The 20395-nt window shown below is 58.7% G+C and carries 19 protein-coding genes; 7 read left to right on the plus strand and 12 right to left on the minus strand.

Features of this window, described 5'->3' with window-relative positions; all coding sequences use genetic code 11:
• Positions 1-4: 4 nt before the first annotated feature.
• Both ACWJJK_RS05180 and ACWJJK_RS05185 read right to left on the minus strand, forming a co-directional pair.
• On the minus strand, positions 5-787 hold the full coding sequence (locus tag ACWJJK_RS05180) for a DUF1538 domain-containing protein (RefSeq protein ID WP_156880690.1): 783 nt from the start codon (positions 785-787) through the stop codon (positions 5-7).
• A complete protein-coding gene (locus ACWJJK_RS05185) occupies positions 784-1542 on the minus strand; it encodes a DUF1538 domain-containing protein (protein WP_077729418.1) in 759 nt (252 codons plus the stop codon). The genes ACWJJK_RS05180 and ACWJJK_RS05185 overlap by 4 nt, the downstream gene beginning before the upstream one ends.
• Before the next feature lie 364 nt (positions 1543-1906).
• On the opposite strand from ACWJJK_RS05185, the gene ACWJJK_RS05190 reads away from it, so the two are divergent.
• Positions 1907-3139 (plus strand): cation:proton antiporter, encoded by a 1233-nt coding sequence (locus ACWJJK_RS05190; protein WP_086134292.1) that lies wholly within the window; start codon positions 1907-1909, stop codon positions 3137-3139.
• 34 nt (positions 3140-3173) lie between these two features.
• Here ACWJJK_RS05190 and ACWJJK_RS05195 read toward each other — a convergent pair whose 3' ends face one another.
• Both ACWJJK_RS05195 and ACWJJK_RS05200 read right to left on the minus strand, forming a co-directional pair.
• On the minus strand, positions 3174-4397 hold the full coding sequence (locus ACWJJK_RS05195; protein WP_077729420.1) for a site-2 protease family protein: 1224 nt from the start codon (positions 4395-4397) through the stop codon (positions 3174-3176).
• 83 nt (positions 4398-4480) lie between these two features.
• Positions 4481-5206 (minus strand): DUF502 domain-containing protein, encoded by a 726-nt coding sequence (locus ACWJJK_RS05200; protein ID WP_077729421.1) that lies wholly within the window; start codon positions 5204-5206, stop codon positions 4481-4483.
• Between the two features lie 327 nt (positions 5207-5533).
• Between ACWJJK_RS05200 and ACWJJK_RS05205 the strand changes: the two genes are divergently transcribed.
• Entirely contained in the window at positions 5534-7273 is a 1740-nt protein-coding gene (locus ACWJJK_RS05205; RefSeq protein WP_156880691.1) for a multicopper oxidase domain-containing protein, read from the plus strand.
• A 230-nt stretch (positions 7274-7503) separates the two neighbouring features.
• On the opposite strand, the gene ACWJJK_RS05210 is transcribed toward ACWJJK_RS05205, so the two are convergent.
• From ACWJJK_RS05210 to ACWJJK_RS05225, 4 genes are all read right to left on the minus strand, one after another.
• Complete coding sequence (locus ACWJJK_RS05210) at positions 7504-7746, minus strand: hypothetical protein (RefSeq protein ID WP_077729424.1); 243 nt, start codon at positions 7744-7746, stop codon at positions 7504-7506.
• 9 nt (positions 7747-7755) lie between these two features.
• Positions 7756-8268, minus strand: coding sequence for a cupin domain-containing protein (locus tag ACWJJK_RS05215; protein ID WP_086134295.1), 513 nt, complete (start codon positions 8266-8268; stop codon positions 7756-7758).
• A gap of 180 nt (positions 8269-8448) precedes the next feature.
• Complete coding sequence (locus ACWJJK_RS05220; protein ID WP_156880692.1) at positions 8449-8967, minus strand: lipocalin family protein; 519 nt, start codon at positions 8965-8967, stop codon at positions 8449-8451.
• Entirely contained in the window at positions 8964-9461 is a 498-nt protein-coding gene (locus ACWJJK_RS05225; protein ID WP_156880693.1) for a DUF2956 family protein, read from the minus strand. Before ACWJJK_RS05225 ends, ACWJJK_RS05220 begins: the two co-directional genes overlap by 4 nt.
• A 156-nt stretch (positions 9462-9617) precedes the next feature.
• On the opposite strand from ACWJJK_RS05225, the gene ACWJJK_RS05230 reads away from it, so the two are divergent.
• Complete coding sequence (locus ACWJJK_RS05230) at positions 9618-10730, plus strand: RNA ligase (protein WP_454128711.1); 1113 nt, start codon at positions 9618-9620, stop codon at positions 10728-10730.
• On the opposite strand, the gene ACWJJK_RS05235 is transcribed toward ACWJJK_RS05230, so the two are convergent.
• Positions 10689-11300, minus strand: coding sequence for an RNA ligase partner protein (locus tag ACWJJK_RS05235; protein WP_077729430.1), 612 nt, complete (start codon positions 11298-11300; stop codon positions 10689-10691). The genes ACWJJK_RS05230 and ACWJJK_RS05235 overlap by 42 nt on opposite strands.
• 231 nt (positions 11301-11531) lie before the next feature.
• Here ACWJJK_RS05235 and ACWJJK_RS05240 point away from each other — a divergent pair, with 231 nt between their 5' ends.
• The 4 genes from ACWJJK_RS05240 (at position 11532) to ACWJJK_RS05255 (ending at position 15792) form a co-directional block, all read left to right on the plus strand.
• A complete protein-coding gene (locus ACWJJK_RS05240; protein ID WP_077729431.1) occupies positions 11532-11915 on the plus strand; it encodes a DUF6394 family protein in 384 nt (127 codons plus the stop codon).
• Entirely contained in the window at positions 11912-13624 is a 1713-nt protein-coding gene (locus tag ACWJJK_RS05245) for a potassium channel family protein (protein ID WP_454128712.1), read from the plus strand. Before ACWJJK_RS05240 ends, ACWJJK_RS05245 begins: the two co-directional genes overlap by 4 nt.
• A gap of 91 nt (positions 13625-13715) precedes the next feature.
• Positions 13716-15128 carry a M20/M25/M40 family metallo-hydrolase gene (locus tag ACWJJK_RS05250; protein WP_086134301.1) on the plus strand — a complete coding sequence of 471 codons (1413 nt, stop codon included), beginning with the start codon at positions 13716-13718 and terminating at the stop codon, positions 15126-15128.
• Between the two features lie 361 nt (positions 15129-15489).
• Positions 15490-15792 (plus strand): hypothetical protein, encoded by a 303-nt coding sequence (locus tag ACWJJK_RS05255; protein ID WP_156880697.1) that lies wholly within the window; start codon positions 15490-15492, stop codon positions 15790-15792.
• 199 nt (positions 15793-15991) lie between these two features.
• On the opposite strand, the gene ACWJJK_RS05260 is transcribed toward ACWJJK_RS05255, so the two are convergent.
• From ACWJJK_RS05260 to ACWJJK_RS05270, 3 genes are all read right to left on the minus strand, one after another.
• Complete coding sequence (locus ACWJJK_RS05260) at positions 15992-17152, minus strand: papain-like cysteine protease family protein (RefSeq protein WP_077729438.1); 1161 nt, start codon at positions 17150-17152, stop codon at positions 15992-15994.
• 231 nt (positions 17153-17383) lie between these two features.
• On the minus strand, positions 17384-18733 hold the full coding sequence (locus ACWJJK_RS05265) for a hypothetical protein (RefSeq protein ID WP_168183827.1): 1350 nt from the start codon (positions 18731-18733) through the stop codon (positions 17384-17386).
• Positions 18734-19104: 371 nt separating this feature from the next.
• The gene (locus tag ACWJJK_RS05270; protein WP_454128713.1) at positions 19105-19875 is read right to left on the minus strand and encodes a Crp/Fnr family transcriptional regulator; all 771 of its coding nucleotides are present in this window, start codon (positions 19873-19875) and stop codon (positions 19105-19107) included.
• Positions 19876-20395 lie beyond the last annotated feature (520 nt).

Consider the following 20395-nt stretch of genomic DNA (forward strand, 5'->3'; position numbering starts at 1 on the left):
TACCTTAGTCGTTGTTGGCCGCTTGATTGCGCCGACTCAACCACATGGCGATCTGGCCGTAACCAAGCACGTTGATTATAGGAATTAGACAAGTGAACGCAATCAGGCCGAATCCGTCCAGCAAGGGATTGCGGCCGGGAACGGCGGCGGCCAGACCCAATCCGAGTGCCGTCACGATGGGTACCGTTACCGTCGACGAGGCCACATTGCCGGCGTCGTACGCGAGCCCGGCGATGACCTTGGGGGCGAAAACGGTCTGAATGGCTACGATGGCGTACCCCGTAAGGATGTAGGTGTACAGCGGTGCGCCGGTAACGATCCTGAACGTGCCTAGCGCCAGTCCGCCGCCTACGCCGAGGGCGACCGCGAGACGGAGCGGCAGGGCTCTGATGCTTCCGGCCGAAACCTCCGATACCTTGACCGCAACGGCGATGAGGGTGGGTTCGGCCATGGCCGCGGCGAATCCGATGCAGCCGGCAAACAGATAGACCCAGATATAGCTATACCAATGGACACGATCAGGATCGGGCTCGATACCGAGAAAATCCGGCGCGGTCAGCTGTTGAGCCATCAGATCGCCGATCGGAAACAGGGCCATTTTGAGTCCTACCAGAAATAGGGCAACGCCTAGCAGGACGTACAAAAAGCCCACGAGAATCCGGCCCGGGTGAGGCAAGGGTTTTCTGATGACCAGCAGTTGGAAGAGCACCAGCAAACCGATGATCGGGGATACGGCGCGCAGGGTCTCCAACAATATATTTCCGAATTCGTGCAGCCACTCGTTCATGCAAATATCCCGTATCCCATGACGAAGATCATGGACATCAAGGCGGCGAGGGCGAGCAGTCCGAAGCCATCGCTCACGGGATTACGCCCAGGAATGGAGGACGAGAGTCCAACGCCCAACGCAGTCACCAGGGGCACGGTGATGGTCGAGGTGGTCACGCCGCCGGAATCGTAGGCGATGCCGATGATTTCCGGCGGCGCGAAGATCGTCATGATGCCTACGCCAGCGTAGCCGCCGACGATCACATAAGGAAGCGGCCAGCCGCGGATGATGCGGATCGTGCTGACGATCAGCGCGAATCCCACCGCCGTGGCGACGGTAAGGCGAAGACCCAGTGCGTATGATTTGCGGGCCTCTACCGAAGCTGTAATCGCGCCGTCGTCGGCGGCGATGCGGGCTGCTTCGTCGGCGACGGCGATAAGTGCCGGTTCGGCTACGGTGGCGCCGAATCCCAGTGCGAAAGCGAATACCAGTATCCAAAATAGGCTGCCCTTGCGGACGAACGCATGGGCCATGCTTTCGCCCAGCGGAAACAGCCCCAGCTTCAAGCCCTGCATAAAAAAGGTCAGCCCCAAAACGACCAGCAGCATGCCTGCAACGAACCGTCCGGCCTCGGGAATCGGCTGCTGGATTACCAGGATTTGAAAAAACAGGATGACCACCACGATGGGCACCAGATCCAGTGCGCTGGCGAGTAACTGCCGAACGAAGCGGTTATGCAAAACCCGTTCGATGAAAGGAAATTTTGACCCCATAAGTACAATCGTGAATCTTGCTCGATATGGATTGGTAGATGTGCGACCGCGTTGATAGCAACTTGGCGAACGCGAGTGCCCTAAGTGCGCGAAAATCGCCTCTTCCAGGTCGTTCCGAACCGACGAGGTTGAGCGGGTTTTGCGCTAATAGTGCACCCGGGGTGGGATAGTCTAATCATCGGCCATTTTGGTCGTGCTGTGCAAGGTGGTTGTCACGCTAGTGGTACATTAAGCCGGTATCATGCTGAGTCCAGAGAACGATGATTGAAAGCGTGCGGGACTTGACCGACGATACGTTTTTCCGGTTCTCTAGGCGTTTCCCCATACGAGTTCGCCGAATCGCCACATCGGGAGAATATGTCCTATGGAATACCCGGTACACGGATTCTTCCTCAATCTTCTAATCATTCTCTTGAGCGCGCGCATGTTCGCCGAGCTGGCGGCGCTGGCGCGGGTGCCCCCGGTGGTCGGAGAACTCATGGCCGGAGTCGTTTTGGGGCCTACGGTGCTGGGCTGGATCGAACCGAGCCAGACCATCCGCATGCTGGCCGAGATCGGTATCATTTTGCTGTTGTTCGAAGCGGGGCTCGAAACCGACATCCGCCAGTTGGCGCGCGCCGGCTTCAAATCCTCGATCGTGGCGGTCAGCGGCTTCGCCTTGCCGTTCGCATTCGGCTTCTTGGTGAGCTATGAAGTCTTCGAACGCCCGTTGCTCGAATCCCTTTTCATCGGCGGAACCCTGACCGCCACCAGCATCGGCATCACGATACGGGTTTTGACCGACCTGCATCAGAGGCACTCTCACGAAGCTCAACTGGTGCTAGGGGCCGCAGTAATCGACGACATTCTGGGGGTGGTGCTGCTCGCGATTCTTTATGAGTTTTCCATCGGCGGCGGTATCAGTTATATGAACGCCGGCCGGGTGCTGCTGTTCATCGCCGTATTCTTCCTGCTGGCTCCGATTTTCGCCAAGCTCATATCGCTGGAGATCAGGCGCTTCGACGAGTTCAGCCAGACGCCGGGACTGATTCCCACGACCGTTGTGTCCTTGGTCCTTTTTTTCGCCTGGCTATCCCACGAGATCGGCGCGCCCGAACTTCTCGGGGGATTTGCGGCAGGACTCGCCCTTTCCCGGAGATTTTTCCTGCCGTTCGGTCTGGCCGTGCATGCCGGTACCGAATTCGCCGAGCGCATCGACAATCAGATGCGCCCCATCATTTATCTGTTCGTGCCGATTTTCTTCGTGATGGTCGGGCTATCGCTGAATCTCCGAACCATCGATTGGACGTCCCCCTTCATTTGGGTGTTTTCGCTATCCCTGATCGGTACCGCGATAGCGGGCAAGCTGTTCAGCGCGCTGTTCATCAGCGAACGCTGGGTGACTCGTTTTGCCGTCGGGCTGGCGATGATTCCGCGCGGCGAGGTAGGGCTCATCTTTGCCGAGCTGGGGCGGACATCGAACATCTTGAGCAACGAGATCTATGCCGCCTTGATCATCGTCATCGCCTTCACCACCATCTTCGCGCCGCTGCTGCTGAAAGGGTATTACCACGCCCTCGGGTCCCGGCTTGCAGCCGAACCGGTTCGCAGACAGTAAATCCCGAGCCTTGCCCGCCGATGGGCGGTTTCCGTCAGCCGAGAGGCCGCGAAGCAGGCCGGCCGCCTTCAGTGACAGTCAGGCCGGCATGAAGCGATAGCCATTTCAAAATATCTTCGCGCCGGACGAATCCGAGGAGCTGCCCGTTTTTCAGCACCGGCAGCTGATTCACGTCACGCTTGCCGAAAAGGTCCAGCGCGGCGGCTGCGTCCTGCTCGGGAGAAAGAGTCACCAATTCGTGTCTCGGCGTCATGATGTCGCCGACAGTCGTGGTCCTCCACGCGTCGCGCGGGCGCTTCGGCAGATCGCGAAGGCAGATCATTCCGATGAACTGGCCGCGCTCCTCGACCGGAAAAGCGCGTTGTCCGCTCGGCATCAGGTGTTCGTCCACCAATGCCTGAAGAGATAACTGCGGCGCCACCCGCTCGAACCGGGTGTGCATGATGCGCAGGACGGGCACGTCCTCGAGCCATTGGTGAACGAGCAACTGGCGGTAGCTCATGACGGCCGCGTTGTTGAGGAACCAGCCGATCAACGCGAGCCATAAGCCATTGATGAAACCGGCCCCGAATATCGGTACGCGCAATCCCAGGATCATGAGAAAGCCGGACCCCATCAACACCCAGGCAAACCCTTGCCCGACTGCCGAGGCGCGGCGCGTAGCGGTGAGCAAGTCGCCGGTCGCGCCCCACAGCGCGGCACGAAGAATCCGCCCGCCGTCGAGCGGAAAGCCGGGAACCAGATTGAACAGGCCGAGAATGATGTTGATGGGGCCCAGCCACATGAGCAGGCTGACGGTAGGCCCCAAAGTCGCGAACGATTGCTGCGGGTTGTCGGGATCGATCTCCATGGGACCGATAACCATCTTGGCCAGTCCCAGAAAAACGAATCCGAGCACGAGGCTGGTGATCGGCCCCACGGCTGCCATGTACAACTCGGCGCGCCATGAGGGAGGTTCTTTCTCCATATGCGCCATCCCGCCGAACATGAACAAGGTAATGCGCGGAATCGGAATACCGTTGGCTCGCCCAACTATGGCATGGGAAAGTTCATGCAAAAGCACCGACCCGAAGAACAGCAAGGCCGCGGCGATTGCGGTTCCCCAGATCAGCAGCGGGCCCCAGTCCGGATGCCAAGCCGGAAACAAGCCGGCCCCGAGACTTAAGGTAATGAGCGAGAAGATGATCAGCAGGCTCCAGTCAACCAGGATTTCGATGCCTGCCACGCGCCCGAGGCGCAAAGCTGTTCGTGCTCCCATGGTAATGCTCCGTTCGGTTGGTCCGGCCGTCGATAAACTCTTTGACAGTTTCGGGCGGGATAAAGCATCGGAACGCGCAAATCTCACCCCGATCGACTAGTTGGTTCTTTCATCGGCATTTCGCTGCCGTCTTGTCCGCGGCGTTGGGCGTCCGAAAAGCCGACATGCTCGCGGGTGCTGGTCCCGCACGATATGACGAATTGCATGCCTTCTTCCACGGTCCAATCGGTGGGCGTCACCTGGGAAAGGGGCACGATTTCCATATAACCGGACGTCGGATTCGGAGCGGTGGGCATATAAACCACCGCCAGTTCCTCGCCGGTTTCGGTATCCCGGACGATGCGTGTCACAAAGGCCACGGCCCGCATTTTCTCGGTGGGATAATTGATCAGCACGACCCTTTGGATCTGCTCCGGTTGCGCTTGAAAGGCGAGTAGCAGCCGCTTGGTGGAGCCGTAGATGGCTTTCAGTACCGGGATTTTTTCCAGCAACAATTCAAACCCGATCAGAATCTGCCGACCGACCACCCGGCTCGTCAGCCAGCCCAGCATGAAGAGCAAGACGAGGGTGATCAGCAGGGCGAGCACCGAATCGATCCAGCCGTTGAGCATCAAATCCGCCAGCTTGGGAGAAAACGTATAAATGGCTCTATACAAGGCCGGTATCCAAGGTCGCCCGAAGGCGATCAGCTTTGCCAGGATGAAGTCGAAAACGAGCCAGGTGAGCAGTATCGGGGTAAGGACGACCAGCCCCGCGAGAATGTTTCTCTGCACGTGGTGGATGAAAGATCTTCGCCGTTTGCTCTCCATAGAAATTACCGACAAACGTTTTGCAAAGTCGTTGCGTGATTCAGGCTCGCCGAGATATCGCGAGGTTCAAAAATTCTGGCTACGGGCCGGCGAAATCCGTCTTTCAAGAAGGGGCTGCGGCAATCTGTCCATAAGAAAATCATTGAATTATTATGCTGTCGCTCCTGTCCTAGGCGTATCATAGTACCGGTCGGCAGGACTGCGCGATCATTCGGTTTCCAGGAGGAAGAGATCTATTTATTCCAGGCGCTCGCCGGTCGCGGTGAACAACCCCAAACGATGCGGCTGAGCCGTCTGCGACCATAACGACAGATTCGAGGAGAGCTTATGCAAGATCCAGTCGATCGTTCGCGCCGCCGCTTCATTTTTCAAACCGGTGTCGGTTTATTAGCCGCAGCGAGCATGCCGGCATGGGTGCGTGCCATGGAGATGCACGGCATGCCCAAATTGACGCCCAATCGGGCGTCTCCCGCCTTCAAGCCCGATGTCGAGATCGAATTGGCTGCCCGCCAGGGCTCCATATCCATTCTGCCGGGCCAGGCGACCCGGGTGCAGCACTATACGGCCAAGTTGCTGAGTGGCCCGAAGGATACGCTGACCGAGCTGCCCAGTTGCTATCTCGGACCGATCATCCGCTTGCAAAAGGGCCAGAAAGTCCGCATTCATTTCCGCAACGACCTGATGGAACCCACTATCACCCATTGGCACGGACTCCACGTCCCCGCGCTGATGGATGGCCATCCGATGTACATCATCGATCCGGGCGAGACCTTCGTGTATGAATTCGAAGTGATCAACCGGGCGAGCCTCAATATCTATCATCCGCATCCGCACGAAATTACCGCGAAGCAGGTGTACTACGGTCTTGCCGGCGGCTTGATCATAAACGACGAAGAGGAGGCGAGACTCGAATTGCCTTCCGGCGAGTACGAGATACCCATCGTCCTTCAGGATCGCCGGTTCAATGCCCAAAACCAGTTGATTTACGGTCCGCACATGCACGATCGCATGATGGGATTCTACGGCGACCGCATCCTGGTCAACGGCCAGCCGAATGCCGAGTTCGAAGTGGCCAGCCGCGCCTACCGTCTCCGTTTCCTCAACGGCTCCAATGCCCGTATTTACAAACTCGGCTGGAGCGACGGCACGCCGGTGACCGTGATCGGCGTCGACGGCGGACTCCTGGAGTCCCCGGAAACTTTCCCTTACGTGATGCTGGCACCCGGGGAGCGCCTCGATGTCTGGGCGGATTTCAGCGGCCGGCCCAAGGGCACTGAGTTGACGATGCGCAGCCTGCCGTTCTCCGGCGTGCTGCCGATGATGGCCGAGCACATGGGGGGGCGCGGCGGAAGGGGAGGCATGGGCGGCATGATGGGAGGAATGGGCATGATGGGCGCCATGGCCTTGCCCGTCGGCAGCGATTATCCCCTGTTCAAGATCCGCGTCACCCGCGAGACCGGCGAGAGCCCGAAGCTGCCGAGCCGGCTGTCGAAGATCGACCGCTATACGCTGGACGATGTCGCCAACCCCAGCAAGCCCGTGCCGATCGCCATTTCTGAGTCTCCGATGGCGATGCTGCTCAACGGCCGCTCCTATGCCTTCGACGATATTCAGCCGTTCGAGCGGATTCCGCTCGATACCGTGCAGCTCATGGAAATTTTCCATACTAGCGGCGGCGGACACGGCATGGGCCACGGTATGCGAGGCCGCATGATGGGAATGATGGGCGGCCACGGAAGCGATGCTCAGCCAGAAGGGCAGGGCATGGGCGGTATGGGCATGAGGGGTGGCATGGGGATGATGTTTTCCATGGCGCACCCCATCCACCTGCACGGCGACCAATTCCAGATCATCAGCCGCACCGTAGCCGTCGAGAGAGCGGACAGCTATGCGACGGTAAAAGACGGTTTGGTCAGTAGCGGCTGGAAGGATACCGTGTTGGTCATGCCTGGCGAGACCGTGCGCATGATCAAGCCGTTCCACCACTTCAAGGGCGTGTTCATGTATCACTGCCATAACCTCGAACACGAGGACATGGGCATGATGCGGGATTTCTTGATCGAGTAGCCGCCGGGATTTGTCTGTCAACAATATCCCGCCACACCGGAAAACGATGGCGTTGTAGCGTTGTAGGGTGGGTTAGGCGCGCATCACGCCGAGTCCGCAAAGTTCCCTCTGTGTTTCCGCGCGCCGTAACCCACCAGGCAAGGCCGCGGAACCGGTGGGCTTCGCTTCGTTCTACCCACCATCGATGGGTTTCGCTTCGCTCTACCCATCCTACGCCTACGCCTGTCCCTCTAATCGGCTCTCAGCCGCTTTCCATCGACTTCGATCAGGCGGTCCAAGCGAATCTCCAACCCGCTCTTCAACTTCAGGAATTCCTCCTTGTCCCTGGCGTAAATATCCTCGATTCGGTCCTCGACGGTAACGGGATCGCCGGACGCGTCCCGATAAGTGATCGGGCACGTACGGCGTCTCACCGCGAGCGTTTCCAGTTCGTCGTGGAAATCACAGCTGATGGGTTGGTAATGATCCGTCACCGGAATGGCTCAGTGATGGGTATAGTCATGGAAGGATTTCTGAAAAAGCGGCGTCAGGGTTTCCCACAAGACTTCGCTTCCTTGCGCGATGAAATACGAGTCGCCGGGTGTCAGATAAGTGATTGTTCCCGCTGAATCTGTGATTTTGAGCACCCCGTGAATGACTTGCATGTGCTCGTCGAACGGAAAGACGATCCGGATCCTGGCTTGTCCGATCTGCTCGAAAACCCCGTGCACGGTAGTGTCGTCCGGAGGAGGCGGCGCGTCGAACCGCATCTTGATGGTCGGATTGCCCTTCAACACCGTTCCGCCTAGCGCCGGTATCTGGGAAGTGACATCCACGAAATCGGAATCGTCGACGATCCGTCCCATCTTGTAGATCATTACGCCGGTATTCGAGGTGTTGGAGCCTTGAACGCCCTCAGTCATGTCTGTGGTGCCGGCCCAACCATGACCACTATAAAGGATCAAAGCGGAAGCCATGGAAATCGCAATGCGCGAGATGGATTTTTGAGACTTCATCGATACCCTCCCTGAGTTTCCTTCGATTGCTGTTGAGCAAGAACTAGCGGTTCCTTCGAAGAAAGGAACGCGACGGAAGGGTATATATCCCAAAAGGGCTTGTCAGGCAAGCGGACGTCCGGGCCGCCTGAGCCGGCTGTATGACCGATCGTTGACTCGGCCGATTGGCGGATATGCCGGTTACTTCTCGCTGTGGTCGACGTAGATCAGACGATCGGTCGCAAATCCGAGCGCTTTGGCTTTCGTGACCAGGTGGTGTAGTACAGAGGATTCCAGTGTCTTCTCTCTCGCCAATATCCACAAATACGATCGGGTAGGACCGGAAACGAGGGCGTAGGAGTAGTTCTCCTTGTCCAGATCGATAATGTTATAGCCGCCGTAAAAGGGCCCGAAAAACGAAACCTTCAGCCGGCCGATGTCCGGACCTTCCACGAAATAAGCCTTGCCTGTCGCTTCCCGCCATTCCTGCTTTCGGGCATCGAAGCCCCGGTTGACCACATTGATGCCGCCGTCCTCCCGAAGGCTATAAGTCGCGGTGACGCGGGTCAGGCCCCGTTCGAACGAGTGGTCGAGGCGCGCGATTTCGTACCAGGCGTCGAGATACCGGCTCAGTTCAAAGCCCTGAACGGGCGAAACGCCTTTGGGGATGCCGGCGCATCCCGCGAGAAATAGGGTGGACAGGAGTGTCAGCAGTTTCATTGACCGTGATTCAGTGTAACGGCCTTATAGAAGAACCACCCGGAAAACCCGGCAAACGCCATGGCGGCGACCAGGGACGACCAGACGGGCAGGGTAAAAGGACCAAGGCTGGCCGGCCATCCGGCGACCAGCGAAACGGCGAGGATGCCGGCCATAACGGCGAAGACTCCTCCGCCGAGGAGCAGCATTCCGCTGATACCCGATTCAGCGAGGTCCCACGCGAAATCCGCTTCATCCTCCTCTCGCTGTTGGCCGGTTGACTCGACCTGTTTGAGTTTGAGCGCTTTCTTGCGCACTTTATCCCGTTCCCGGGCCTTGGCGCTCTGCTGTTTCTTGTAAAGCTCGATGCCTTTGGCGATACCTTGCGCCACCAACTTGGTTTGTTCCTTGGTTTGCCCCGGCTTCTGGATACTCCTCGCGACCTTGAGCGCTTCTTCCTGGATGCTTTCGTTGATTTGAGTCTGAATCGACGGTCGAGAATCGGTCTTGGACATGGTGTTTCAGAAGAATGAATTTAATTTCCTCACGTTAGTCCAGGAATGGGGCGTTTGACAATTGCTTTCATAAAGCGAGCCGGATTCAAACGGGTTGCCTCGGCCATCCCAGAGGTCTATTTATTCAAGGTATCGATCTCCTGGAGCTTATTACTCGTGATTTCAGAACCCGCAATCGACGCCGAACGGATTCGAAAGGCCGTGCAATCGGGCAAGGCAGCCGATGCCGAAAGCGGCGGTTTGCGCCATGTCCGATTCGTTCACGATTTCGAGGACATTGCGCGCGGCACCGTCGTCTTCGACGAAGGAACCGTTTACGGCTATCCGGCCATCGGACGGCTGCTCGCGCTGCGAACCGGGCTCGCGAAGCAACTTTCCGGTCCTTTCTGGATGGAGGAGAAAATCGACGGTTTCAACATCCGTGTGACCCGAATCCAGAATAGCCTCATCGCCCTGACCCGCGGCGGTTACGTTTGCCCCTTTACCACCGATCGCTTGCCCGATCTGCTGGACACAGCGATTTTCGACGATCAGCCGGATTTGGTGCTGTGCGCCGAGGTCGCGGGGCCGGACAATCCCTATATAGAGAGCGCGCCGCCGTTCATTTCGGAAGACGTGAGGCTGTTCGTGTTCGACCTGATGCGGCGGAACAGCCCGCGCTTTCTGTCTCAAGACGAGAAAATGGAGCTGATCCGCCGGTATGCCCTGCCGTCGGTCGAGATCTTCGGACGTTTCGAAACCAGCGATATAAAACCCATTTCGGACATCCTGAAGCAACTCGACGAGGAAGGCCGCGAAGGCGCCGTGTTCAAGGAGGATTCGCCCCGCCAGCGGCGCACCAAGCATGTCACCGGCAGCGCCAATCTTTCGGACATCCGAACCAGCGTCTACAGCCTTCTGGATTTGTCGCCGGAATATTTCACCAGCCGAATTCTGAGACTGGCATTCTTTGTCGACGAGCAGGAGCTGGAAGGATTCGACGATTTGAACCGGCGGGCCGGAGCGGCGTTCCTGAACGGTTTGCAAGAAGCCATCCGGCAGCACCGCCGCGAAGGCCGGGTTTCCCATCGTTTCCGCTGCCGTTTCCGCGATCCGGAAAACGCCCGCCGCTTGATCAAATATCTGAAACGGGCCTCGGGCCACGTTCAGGTCGTCCAGCGGGAGTTGAAGCCGGAGGGCGGATTCTGGCTGCTGGAGTTCGACCGGATCTATCCGTCGCTGAACGGTCTATTGAGCGACTGGCTGGCCGGGAAAGTGGTGTTCGATTAGCGTTTCCAGAACGCTGCGAAGATTTTCCGGCATCAGGATTTTTACGCCGACCTTGTCGGCCCATTTCCTAAGGCCCTCGTCCGCGGATATCAGGACGCCGTCCAATTCGTACGCCAGCAGCAGCACGTCCATGTCTTCGCGGCTGTCGATGATGCCCTGCCGCAGCGCTTCCCGGTAACGCTCCCTGAGCCGATTGATGACCCGTCCCGCGTCCTGGATTTCGCCGGTTTCCCGGGCGGCCTTGGCGTATTCCTCGGCGATGTGCTGGCCGCGGTCGATGCGCTTGCGCACTTCTTCGATGAGTTCGTAAACGATCTGGGCGGGAATCTGCAAGTTGAACTTGCGCGGCGAGCGGATGCGCACGCTGGCCTCGAAAGCCGGCGGCAGTTCGCCCATGTTTTTCATGAGGCGGAGCTCGTCGTACACCGAGCGCGGCATGAAACATTCGACGGACGTCTGGCGGACCAGTTCGAGAAAGCCGAGTATGGCGCTCGGCGAATCGACGCCGAATTGGGTGTAGATGTCGGGATTGGTGAAAACGCTGGTATCGAGGACGAAGCGCTCGGTCATGGCGGCTCCTGCGCGGGTTTTGGAAGGTTATAGCCAACCGGGTCGCGAACCGTCAACCGTTACTGCATGCGATTCGTGACCGGCGAGCAATGCTTTTCATTACCCTTGGAATCACCCCGGCCGCACACGTTGCAAACCTGGCATAAGGGGAATATGTTGAATCCGGCGGCCTAAGCCTGAGGAGAATGCCCCGAGTGCGGACGTATCCGCTTATTCACTGAGAGGAGTTGCATGAATCTGGAAAAAGTCGTCTTTGGTTTCTTCATCGTTCTCGCCGCCACGCTCAACTTTGGCTTCTTCGTCGGCGAAATCGACAAGCCTCATCTTCATCATGTCTCCGAGTTGTTCGCCGCCATCGTGGTGAATCTGATCGCCACCGTGCTCAAGTTCGGCGATCGCACGCAGATCGGCGCGATTCATCTGGCCACCAGCCTGGTGGCCGACCTTCAGTTGATCGCCGCGGCCGTGGACTGGGGCTATGCGGTTTATATGTCGGCCGAGGGGCTGACGCCCGGAGCCATGGCCAGCGTGGTTTCGCTTGCCGGCGGTGCGATGCTCGCCAATCTCATTTCGGTGACGATGCTGATCGCCGAGACGGTAATGCTGCGCCGATGAATACAAGCCCGATAAACACCGCCTTTTTTGTCGCGCTCCGCCACATGCGGGCGCCGCTGATCTTTTTGATCGCGATCTTCGCGATCTCGGTCGGCGGGCTGGTGCTGATTCCCGGTGTCGATGCGCAAGGAAATCCCTGGCGGATGGATTTCTTCCATGCGCTTTATTTCATCAGTTACACGGCAACGACCATAGGCTTCGGCGAAATTCCCTACACCTTCACCGATGCCCAGCGACTGTGGGTCATTTTCTGCATTTTCCTGTCCGTGATCGGCTGGGCCTACGTCATCAGCAAGCTGTTTGCCGTGATTCAGGACCGCGGTTTCAAACAGGCGCTGACCGGACAACGCTTCGCCCGTTCGGTAAGAAGGCTGGGAGAACCTTTCTATCTGATTTGCGGTTACGGGGAAACCGGCCAGTTGCTGGCCCGTTCGCTGGATTATCTGAACATCCCGTTCGTGGTGATCGACATCGATCCCGAGCGTATCGACGAACTCGATTTGCAGGATTATCTATTCGATGCGCCAGGCCTGGCCGGAGATGCCCGGCTGCCGAACAATTTGATCATGGCCGGCTTGATCCACCCGAACTGCGTGGGCGTCATCGCCCTCACCAACGACGACTCCGCCAATCTCGCCGTCGCCATCGCGGTACGGCTGTTGAATCCGGAGATTCCCGCATTGTGCCGGGCGACGACGGTCGACGTGGCCGCCAATATGGCATCCTTCGGTACTCGGCACATCATCGATCCGTTCGAGAAATTCGCGGAATATCTCGCGCTGGCGATACGGTCTCCCGGCTCCTACCGACTGCTCGAATGGCTGACAGGGCTGCCGGGCACGGAACTGGCCGCCGAGCGGGTGCCGCCTCGCGGGAATTGGCTGGTGTGCGGCTACGGGCGATTCGGGCAGGCGATCGTTCGTCATATCACGCACGAACAGTTGGACGTAACCCTGATCGACCCGAAGCCGCCCAGCCGCGAAACGGCTCTGCCCTGGGTTCTCGGCGTGGGCACCCGCGCCGAGACGCTGTGCGAGGCCGGGGTGAACGGAGCGGTGGGCATCGTCGCCGGTACCGACGACGACATCAACAACTTGTCGATTGTGGTCACGGCGCGCGAGCTCAACCCCAATCTATTCGTGGTGCTCAGGCAAAACTTGCAGGCAAACCGCGAATTGTTCACGGCTTTCGATTCCGATTTCACGGTGGTTCCGAGCGAAATCATCGCGCACGAATGCCTGGCGATCCTGACGACGCCGCTGCTGTCGCGCTTTCTCGCGATCGTGAAGCGCAAGGACGATGCCTGGGCCGACGATGTCATCGCCCGGATTTCCGCCGTCACCGGGACGCTCGTTCCCGCCGTCTGGAGCGTGACCCTCGATTCTCGGCAGGCCCCGGCCGTCGCGGAGATGATCCACCGCTCGGCGATTGGTTTGGACAGCCTGATGCGCGATCCCGTCGACCGGAATCGGCAGCTGCCCTGTATCCCGTTGATGGTGGTGCGGAGCGCCGAGGACATCGAGATTCCTGCGCCGGAGCTCATGCTGCGAGAGGGCGACAGCATCCTGTTTGCCGGGCTGTCGTCGGCCATTCCGGACCAGCAGTCGATACTCCGCAATCTCAATGTCCTGAATTATGTTTTGTTCGGCACGGAGGTAGCCAGCAGCTGGCTTTGGCGAAAGCTGACCGGCGCCGAGGCGGAGCTCTAAGGGTACAGTCCATCTTGGCCGCCGTGGTGGACGGACCGTTTGCCGCTATGACAGACTTTTTCGATTGACGACCCTGCGAGAAGACATACCGATGACCATTCACCCTGACGCACTGCGGCAATCCATCGATGAATTTTGGGACCGAGAGATCCTGCCGACGCTCATCGATTACATCAAGATCCCCAATCTGTCGGTTGCGTTCGATCCTGACTGGCAGGCGAACGGCCACATGGAACGGGTGCGCCGGCTGGCGGTGGACTGGCTGAACGCGCATCCTGTTCCGGGCTGGACCCTGCACGATCTCAGCATTCCCGGCCGGACGCCGCTGCTGCTCCTGGACATTCCGGGGGATTTGGACAAAACCGTGCTGATCTATGGCCATCTGGACAAGCAGCCGGAAATGGAAGGCTGGCACGACGGTTTCGGGCCGTGGACGCCGGTACTCAAGGACGACAAGCTCTACGGGCGGGGCGGCGCGGACGACGGTTATGCGCTGTTTGCCGCGGTTGCCGCCTTGAAAGCGCTGGAAGGGCGAAAGCGCCCTCGCATCGCGATTCTGATCGAGTTCTCGGAAGAAAGCGGATCGCCCGATTTGCCGCCTTATCTCGAACGCTATGCCCATCTGATCGGCAAGCCGGAGCTGGTGATCGCGCTCGATTCCGGGGCCGGCGATTACGAACGCCTGTGGTCGACCACCTCGCTGCGCGGCCTGGTGAGCTGTATCGTCGACGTGAAGGTGCTGACCGAATCCGCCCATTCGGGCATCGCCAGCGGCATCGTGCCTTCGTCCATGCGGATCATGCGCCAGTTGCTGGAGCGCCTGGAAGACGCGGCAACAGGCGGCATTCGCCTGTCGGAGCTCCATGCCGAAATTCCGGTTCAGCGCCGGGAGCAGGCGAAAGCGGCGGCGGCGATACTTGGCGGCGGCCTGCTCGAGAGCTTTAGCGCGGTGCCGACGCTCCGCCCGGTGAGCGACGATCCGGCCGAACTGCTGCTCAACAGTACCTGGCGTCCGACGCTTTCGGTAGTCGGGCAGGGCGGCATGCCGCCGCTGAAATCCGCCGGCAACGTGCTGCGCGCGCATACAGCTTTCAAGCTGTCCTTCCGCCTGCCGCCGACGGTGGACAGCTTGAAGGCCCAGGACGACATCCGTCGCGCGCTGACCGCCGATCCGCCTTACGGCGCCGAGATTTCCGTCGAGTTCGAGCAGGCCGGAACCGGCTGGGACGCCCCCGCCCTGGCGCCCTGGCTGGAGCGGGCCACGAGCGAGGCCTCGCAAACCTTCTACGGCCACGATGCGGCCTATCTGGGGCTGGGCGGCAGCATTCCCTTCATGGGCATGCTCGGCGAGCAATTCCCCGAAGCCCAATTCCTGATTACCGGCGTTCTGGGCCCCAAGAGCAACGCCCACGGGCCTAACGAGTTTCTGCACATTCCCTATGCGAAGAAGCTGACGGCGTGCGTGGCATATATTCTGGCGAGATACTCGGAGTTGGCGGGTTGAATATCCAGCCGCCCAAATGTGTAGTCTGGCTTGAGCAACGAAACCCGGCAATTTCGCGGGGTTGCCGGGATTCCCTCTTCATTCCGGGGTGCTTTTGGGACACGTGGGAGTCGTAGGTCGGCAATCCCTTGCCGATGAAGCCGTCGGGAAAGGATTCCCGACCTACTTGGTGGCCCGGTTTTGTAGGTCGGCAATCCCTTGCCGACAGACCCGCTGGGGGCCCTCCAATAAGCAGAAGAATGCTCTCGCCGTCCCCGGAGCGGGGCCGACCGGCCGAGATCTTCAGCCGATAACCGACTCCGGATTCCGTCAGAAGATGTTCTGGCTTGGCGAGATCGACCTTTAGCTGACCGGTCGCGAATTGTCCGGCCCCGATGCCGCCGCAGTCGAGGCTATCGCCCGGCAGGCCGTGAAAGACGGCACCGTACCGCTGCACCCGGAATCCGGCAGCTATCCCGTCCGCGATCCCTTCCGGAACCGCCGGGAGTTCGCCGCCCTCCTCGGTTATTGGTGGCAACTGCCTCCGGAGCTGGAGCGGTATTACCCGACCCTCGAAGAGGACGGCGCCGCCTCGGCGATCGCCGACGACGGCACCGAAAGATGGATTTACTCTTCGCCGAAACGGCTCGGCGTTGGAGAAGAGTTTCTGCTCCGGACCGGATAGTGAAGAGCAGGGCGCCGGCGATCATTCGCTCTTTGCCGAGTTGATGCGGCAAAGCCACGAGCCCACGGGAAAACGGCCCGATAATCGAAGGCTGGGGTCGCCGACCGATCAATTGGGACGGATTCCGCGAAGGCCCCGGCTTGGTTACGGAGATAGCGATGTACCGAATGCGATTTCCGCGATCGTTTACCGCATGCGATCAGGCGCCCATCGTCTCGTCCATTTGCGCCAATGGACGTGCCGCCTCCCGCAGGGCATCGAACGCGTCGTCCAGAGGCACCGCCTTGTAAGAGGCCAATCGGCCGACGGCGCGCAAGGGCACGAGCACGTCCTTGGTTTCATCTTCACAATTAATCCATAGCGCCTCGAAATTGAGAGCAGGCACACGGAACATTCTCAGTTCACATTCCTCGCCGATCTGTTTAACCGTTGCCAGCGCTTCCGCCATGCCACGCGCGAAGGGTTCCAGATGGTTCTTCGATGCGGACATCTGCAGCAGGCGTGGTTGTTCCTCTTCGCTGACATCGAAGAAAGCCTGTGGCGTGTCGCCGGATATTTCATAGACACGAATACCGATCGCGTGGGGTGCCGGAGCTCGATCGGCGACCAATGAATCCAAGCCGACCGAATAGATGCGATGGGCCATTCCAAGGGAGGCACGTCCTTCCTGCAAGGCATCGCGCATGTTCCCGGTGAACGTCATATCTTGCTTCAAGCTCAACAGCGGTCGAGCTTCCCATATCCGGCGGAGAATTGGTTCTTTGGGAATCAATAGTTTAATCGGCATCTTGAAGTAACTCTTGGTGAAGTAGGTGTGCGTCCAAGTTCCGCTGCCTTGGTAGTTACTGGCGAACTCCGAGACGGCAAGATGGCTATTGCCGTAGATCGGGTCATCAATATCGAAGTATTCGACACCGCCAACAAGGCTATAGCCGCAGATCACCATGAAGTGGCCACCACCCCCGTTCCAGCCAACCCGCGCGCCGACGGGTCGTCCGGCATCGATTTCATCGCGTATCTGCTGAAAGCTGGCCTGTCCCATCATACTGACAAAATTATCGGTACGCGTCAGCGCCCGATCGAGATACCACGGAACGTTACACGCCGGTGGGACCGTGCTGTTGCAGCAATCGCTTCGTCCCAACTCGCTGCTCGCGACGCGGCACTGCGTCCATGTGCTCGTGAGCCAATAAAAGTGAGACACGCTTGTTGCCGTCGCGGCCCAACACCAGTTGGATTCGGTCTGCGCCTGCATCTCAAAGGCCAATTGCTTTGATGCGAAGAGCTTTCCCAGAATGCTCACCTCCCGTAACAGAGAGCTGTACGGGCGACTTGTAGCCAGTGTGAAGGATGCATTCATACCTCATTTCCTCCTAATCAATGGTGGGCAAGGTCCCCAGCTGAGGCACGTGCCATGATGGCCCGGGCCAAAGCCGGGGATGCTTAACGCTAACTCGGACGTTCGCCGAGTCGCCGGGCAGGGCTACCCCGCTAGGGGTTCTATCTCTTGCGAAACAAGCCTTCCCGGTCGGTCGGCGGTTAAAAGAAGCACATTGCTCCGATACGAGAGCGGATTCACGAAACCCGCCGGTTACGATGCGCTTCGGGCGTGTCTGTTCAATACCCGCTCTATCGTTCGGGGAGGCTTGATGGCAACACGGGGATATTCCGTCAAGTCAACGCCGAACACGTTCACGCTCGGGTCGGAGGAAAATTCCAGGGATGTCGCCGGTTCGTCCGATACCGTGTTATCCAGGATCGCATCGAGATTGTTATTGGCGTCTTGATACGACACTGCTTGTGCCTTGTCCAGAAACGCCACGAACTGCTTGTAGTCATCGGAGGTCGTGTCCAATATCGATGCCTTCAAGCCGGTGACGTAGTACTCGTACTTGAAGTCGAAGGTCAATTTCTCCACCGTTGCACAACTGGACGTGAAGGCATGCTGGGAGGAGTCGACCGAGATGTAGTAGTACTTGATCTTGGGGAAGTAGACGGTGGTCTGGTCCGAAGCATCTACGGGAACCGCTTCGTGACATTGACCGAGCAAGGCGGTCGCATAATGCCTGGACTTGTCGTCCCAACTCGCCCGCAGGGATTGTCCGACTCCTTGCACAAACTTCACGACATCGCTCACGATGCTCTCGGGAGCCGCGGCCGCGTCGAATAGAAGCTTGATCAGCGAGGTGCTGAACTCGGTGATGACCTGAGTTACAGAGTAGGTCTCCGTTGTGACCCTGTAATTCGTGAGTCCGCCGGCCTGAGTCAGCAGAAATTGCATATAGTGGGTCACGGCGGCGTCCCACTGCGTTTTCGGCACGCTGTCTCCCGGCAGAACCTTGCCGGGGTTCTTCTGTAGATAGCCGAAAACCTTGATTCGCAGGGTCGCGAAGAAGTTGGAAACTTTGTCGCAGACCTCCCGTCCGGTTTTGTATTCCGGGTTGCTGGTAACGAAAGAGCTGGACATGTTTACGAACGAGATCAGTCCATCCGAGTCCTGGAAGGCCGATTGGTCCGTGGCGAGGACTGCGTCTAAAGCCGCGTGGGGGCCGGCGGCGATGATTTGATCCAGTTCAGCCAGGGACATGGTCGATACGGCACTCAGCTTCAACGCGCCGCCATGGGTGCTTTCACCTGCTTCCACGACCTCTACCCACGTTTCTTCCACCTGGAATAGCAGCCTGTCGCTTTTACCTTTTCCGTGCGTTCCACTCGGGTATATTTCTACATAATTGTTCTTGCCCGCCAATTTTCTGGCGTCTATTCCTTTCTTCCTCAAAAGAGAAAGCCACTGCGACATGTAGTCGGGTTGTCTCTTGGTATCAAGGCAAAGCTGCGCAATTTCGCGCAACACCTCCTTTGCCTTCCCTTCGTCTTGAAGAGACCTGTCAATCTGTTTTTCGATCTTCGCCACATCCGTCCGATTCTCATAGGTACACATATCAACCTCCGAAATGTTGCGGCGCTTGGTCCATAAATTAAGCTCCCTCGAAGCGCCCTTTAGCGGCGGAGCCTAATGCGTTAGCCTGGAGGTGCTGAACTTCCGCCGGAGAGGAAATGTCCAGCGCATCTTCAGAACGCGCTGACAAACTAACTCGGCCGCAACGAGATATCGGTACGCTGGCGTACCCAATGCAAAAAAAATTGGAATCGAACGGATGATTTTGACGCTGCAAGCATGCTGTTAGTCCTGTCTGCACGGTTAAACAGGACTGGCGTACCCGCGCTACCGCAGCAACCGGCCGCTCCCCTTCCGCGGTGCCCGGGCCACGCCCCCTAATGGGCGCCGATTGTTCCGGCGTTCCCGACTCGTTAATGACGGATGGCGTTTCCAACCCGTCGCGAGTTTGCTTCCTGGTTGACGGCCCAATAGCATTCACAAACGGCCGCTTCCAAGCCCGACCGGTCCAAAACCGTGATTCGGCCCCGGTAGCAAACAATCAGTCCCATTTCCTGCAAATGGCCCGCAGCGACGGTGACGGTCGCCCGGCGCCCGCCCAGCATGTTGGCAATGCCGTCCTGCGTCACGGCTATCTCGTTAGACGAGAGTCGGTCGAGGCGCAGGAGCAACCAGCGACATAGGCGTTGCTCCATGGAATGGAAACGATTGCACACGGCGGCTTGTGCAACCTGAGCAAGAAAGGCTTGGCTATAGCGCAACAGCACGCGCTGGAGTAGGTCGCCGCGGCAATATTCAGCATGCAGCGAGGCAAGCTTGATTCGGAATGCGTCCCCGGCGAGTGTGCAAACTTCCTGGCCTGGCGCCGTCCCCCCCAGGAAGGTGTTTAAACCCACGACGCCATCGTTGCCTATGACGCCGATTTCTACGGTCGAACCGCTGGCCAGGGTATAAATAAATGAGACAAGAGCGGTTGTTGGAAAATACAGATAAGCTTGCGTGCAAAGCGGGGTTTTCGGCGAAATTCGGGTAATCTCCAGATGGGGCGTCAGACGCTCGATCTCCCCATGGGAGAGTTGGGTAAGTAAACGATTACCGGCGACACAGGAAGACTTACGAACCTGTGAAGCTACACCCGCTCTCAATTTTGAAAGCTCCTTGGCATAAGTGGACATGTCCCTCATGTAAAGTAGCCTCGATCCGTGGCTCGGTCGGTACGCTGGAGTACCGTAAGTGTCCATTGCAGAACGGGGAGTCTCAATAACGTGATATCGGCGGCGAAGCCGCGAGACAGCTAAGCCTTATCGTCGCGTCCAATTCCACATCGCGCCCGTCGACACAATAAGCTCGTCCTCATCTTCAGGTGCGACGGAGTATGGCGAGACTGCCAAGGGGGTGAGCCGTTTCGCCACGAGCTCACGCCGCGTCCGGGAAGGTGCGGGGCATCGAAGCACCGGAAGGTCTCTCGTGCTGGATGTGCTTGATGCCGGAGCCGGTGGGCGTCAGTCTTGGAGAGTGTTGCGACCTGATCAGGCCCTGTCCCCGTCCGGGCCATTTGCGCAATCGTTTTGGGCTTCCGACGCCGCCTTGGTGAACTCGGGCTCGATTTCCGACATCCTCGGCGGGGATTCCTAAGTTGAAAAGGAGGTCAGGAAGATGGATGAGACAGGGATCGTTACCCTTTTTCCTTTCGGCGGTCGCGGC

Source organism: Methylocaldum gracile (assembly GCF_053646815.1).

Bases quoted from the DNA above. Each gene is read 5' to 3' on its own strand.
- ACWJJK_RS05180 (WP_156880690.1), bottom strand. From the start codon at position 787: ATGAACGAGTGGCTGCACGAATTCGGAAATATATTGTTGGAGACCCTG.
- ACWJJK_RS05185 (WP_077729418.1), bottom strand. From the start codon at position 1,542: ATGGGGTCAAAATTTCCTTTCATCGAACGGGTTTTGCATAACCGCTTC.
- ACWJJK_RS05190 (WP_086134292.1), top strand. From the start codon at position 1,907: ATGGAATACCCGGTACACGGATTCTTCCTCAATCTTCTAATCATTCTC.
- ACWJJK_RS05195 (WP_077729420.1), bottom strand. From the start codon at position 4,397: ATGGGAGCACGAACAGCTTTGCGCCTCGGGCGCGTGGCAGGCATCGAA.
- ACWJJK_RS05200 (WP_077729421.1), bottom strand. From the start codon at position 5,206: ATGGAGAGCAAACGGCGAAGATCTTTCATCCACCACGTGCAGAGAAAC.
- ACWJJK_RS05205 (WP_156880691.1), top strand. From the start codon at position 5,534: ATGCAAGATCCAGTCGATCGTTCGCGCCGCCGCTTCATTTTTCAAACC.
- ACWJJK_RS05215 (WP_086134295.1), bottom strand. From the start codon at position 8,268: ATGAAGTCTCAAAAATCCATCTCGCGCATTGCGATTTCCATGGCTTCC.
- ACWJJK_RS05220 (WP_156880692.1), bottom strand. From the start codon at position 8,967: ATGAAACTGCTGACACTCCTGTCCACCCTATTTCTCGCGGGATGCGCC.
- ACWJJK_RS05225 (WP_156880693.1), bottom strand. From the start codon at position 9,461: ATGTCCAAGACCGATTCTCGACCGTCGATTCAGACTCAAATCAACGAA.
- ACWJJK_RS05235 (WP_077729430.1), bottom strand. From the start codon at position 11,300: ATGACCGAGCGCTTCGTCCTCGATACCAGCGTTTTCACCAATCCCGAC.
- ACWJJK_RS05240 (WP_077729431.1), top strand. From the start codon at position 11,532: ATGAATCTGGAAAAAGTCGTCTTTGGTTTCTTCATCGTTCTCGCCGCC.
- ACWJJK_RS05245 (WP_454128712.1), top strand. From the start codon at position 11,912: ATGAATACAAGCCCGATAAACACCGCCTTTTTTGTCGCGCTCCGCCAC.
- ACWJJK_RS05250 (WP_086134301.1), top strand. From the start codon at position 13,716: ATGACCATTCACCCTGACGCACTGCGGCAATCCATCGATGAATTTTGG.
- ACWJJK_RS05260 (WP_077729438.1), bottom strand. From the start codon at position 17,152: ATGAATGCATCCTTCACACTGGCTACAAGTCGCCCGTACAGCTCTCTG.
- ACWJJK_RS05265 (WP_168183827.1), bottom strand. From the start codon at position 18,733: ATGTGTACCTATGAGAATCGGACGGATGTGGCGAAGATCGAAAAACAG.
- ACWJJK_RS05270 (WP_454128713.1), bottom strand. From the start codon at position 19,875: ATGAGGGACATGTCCACTTATGCCAAGGAGCTTTCAAAATTGAGAGCG.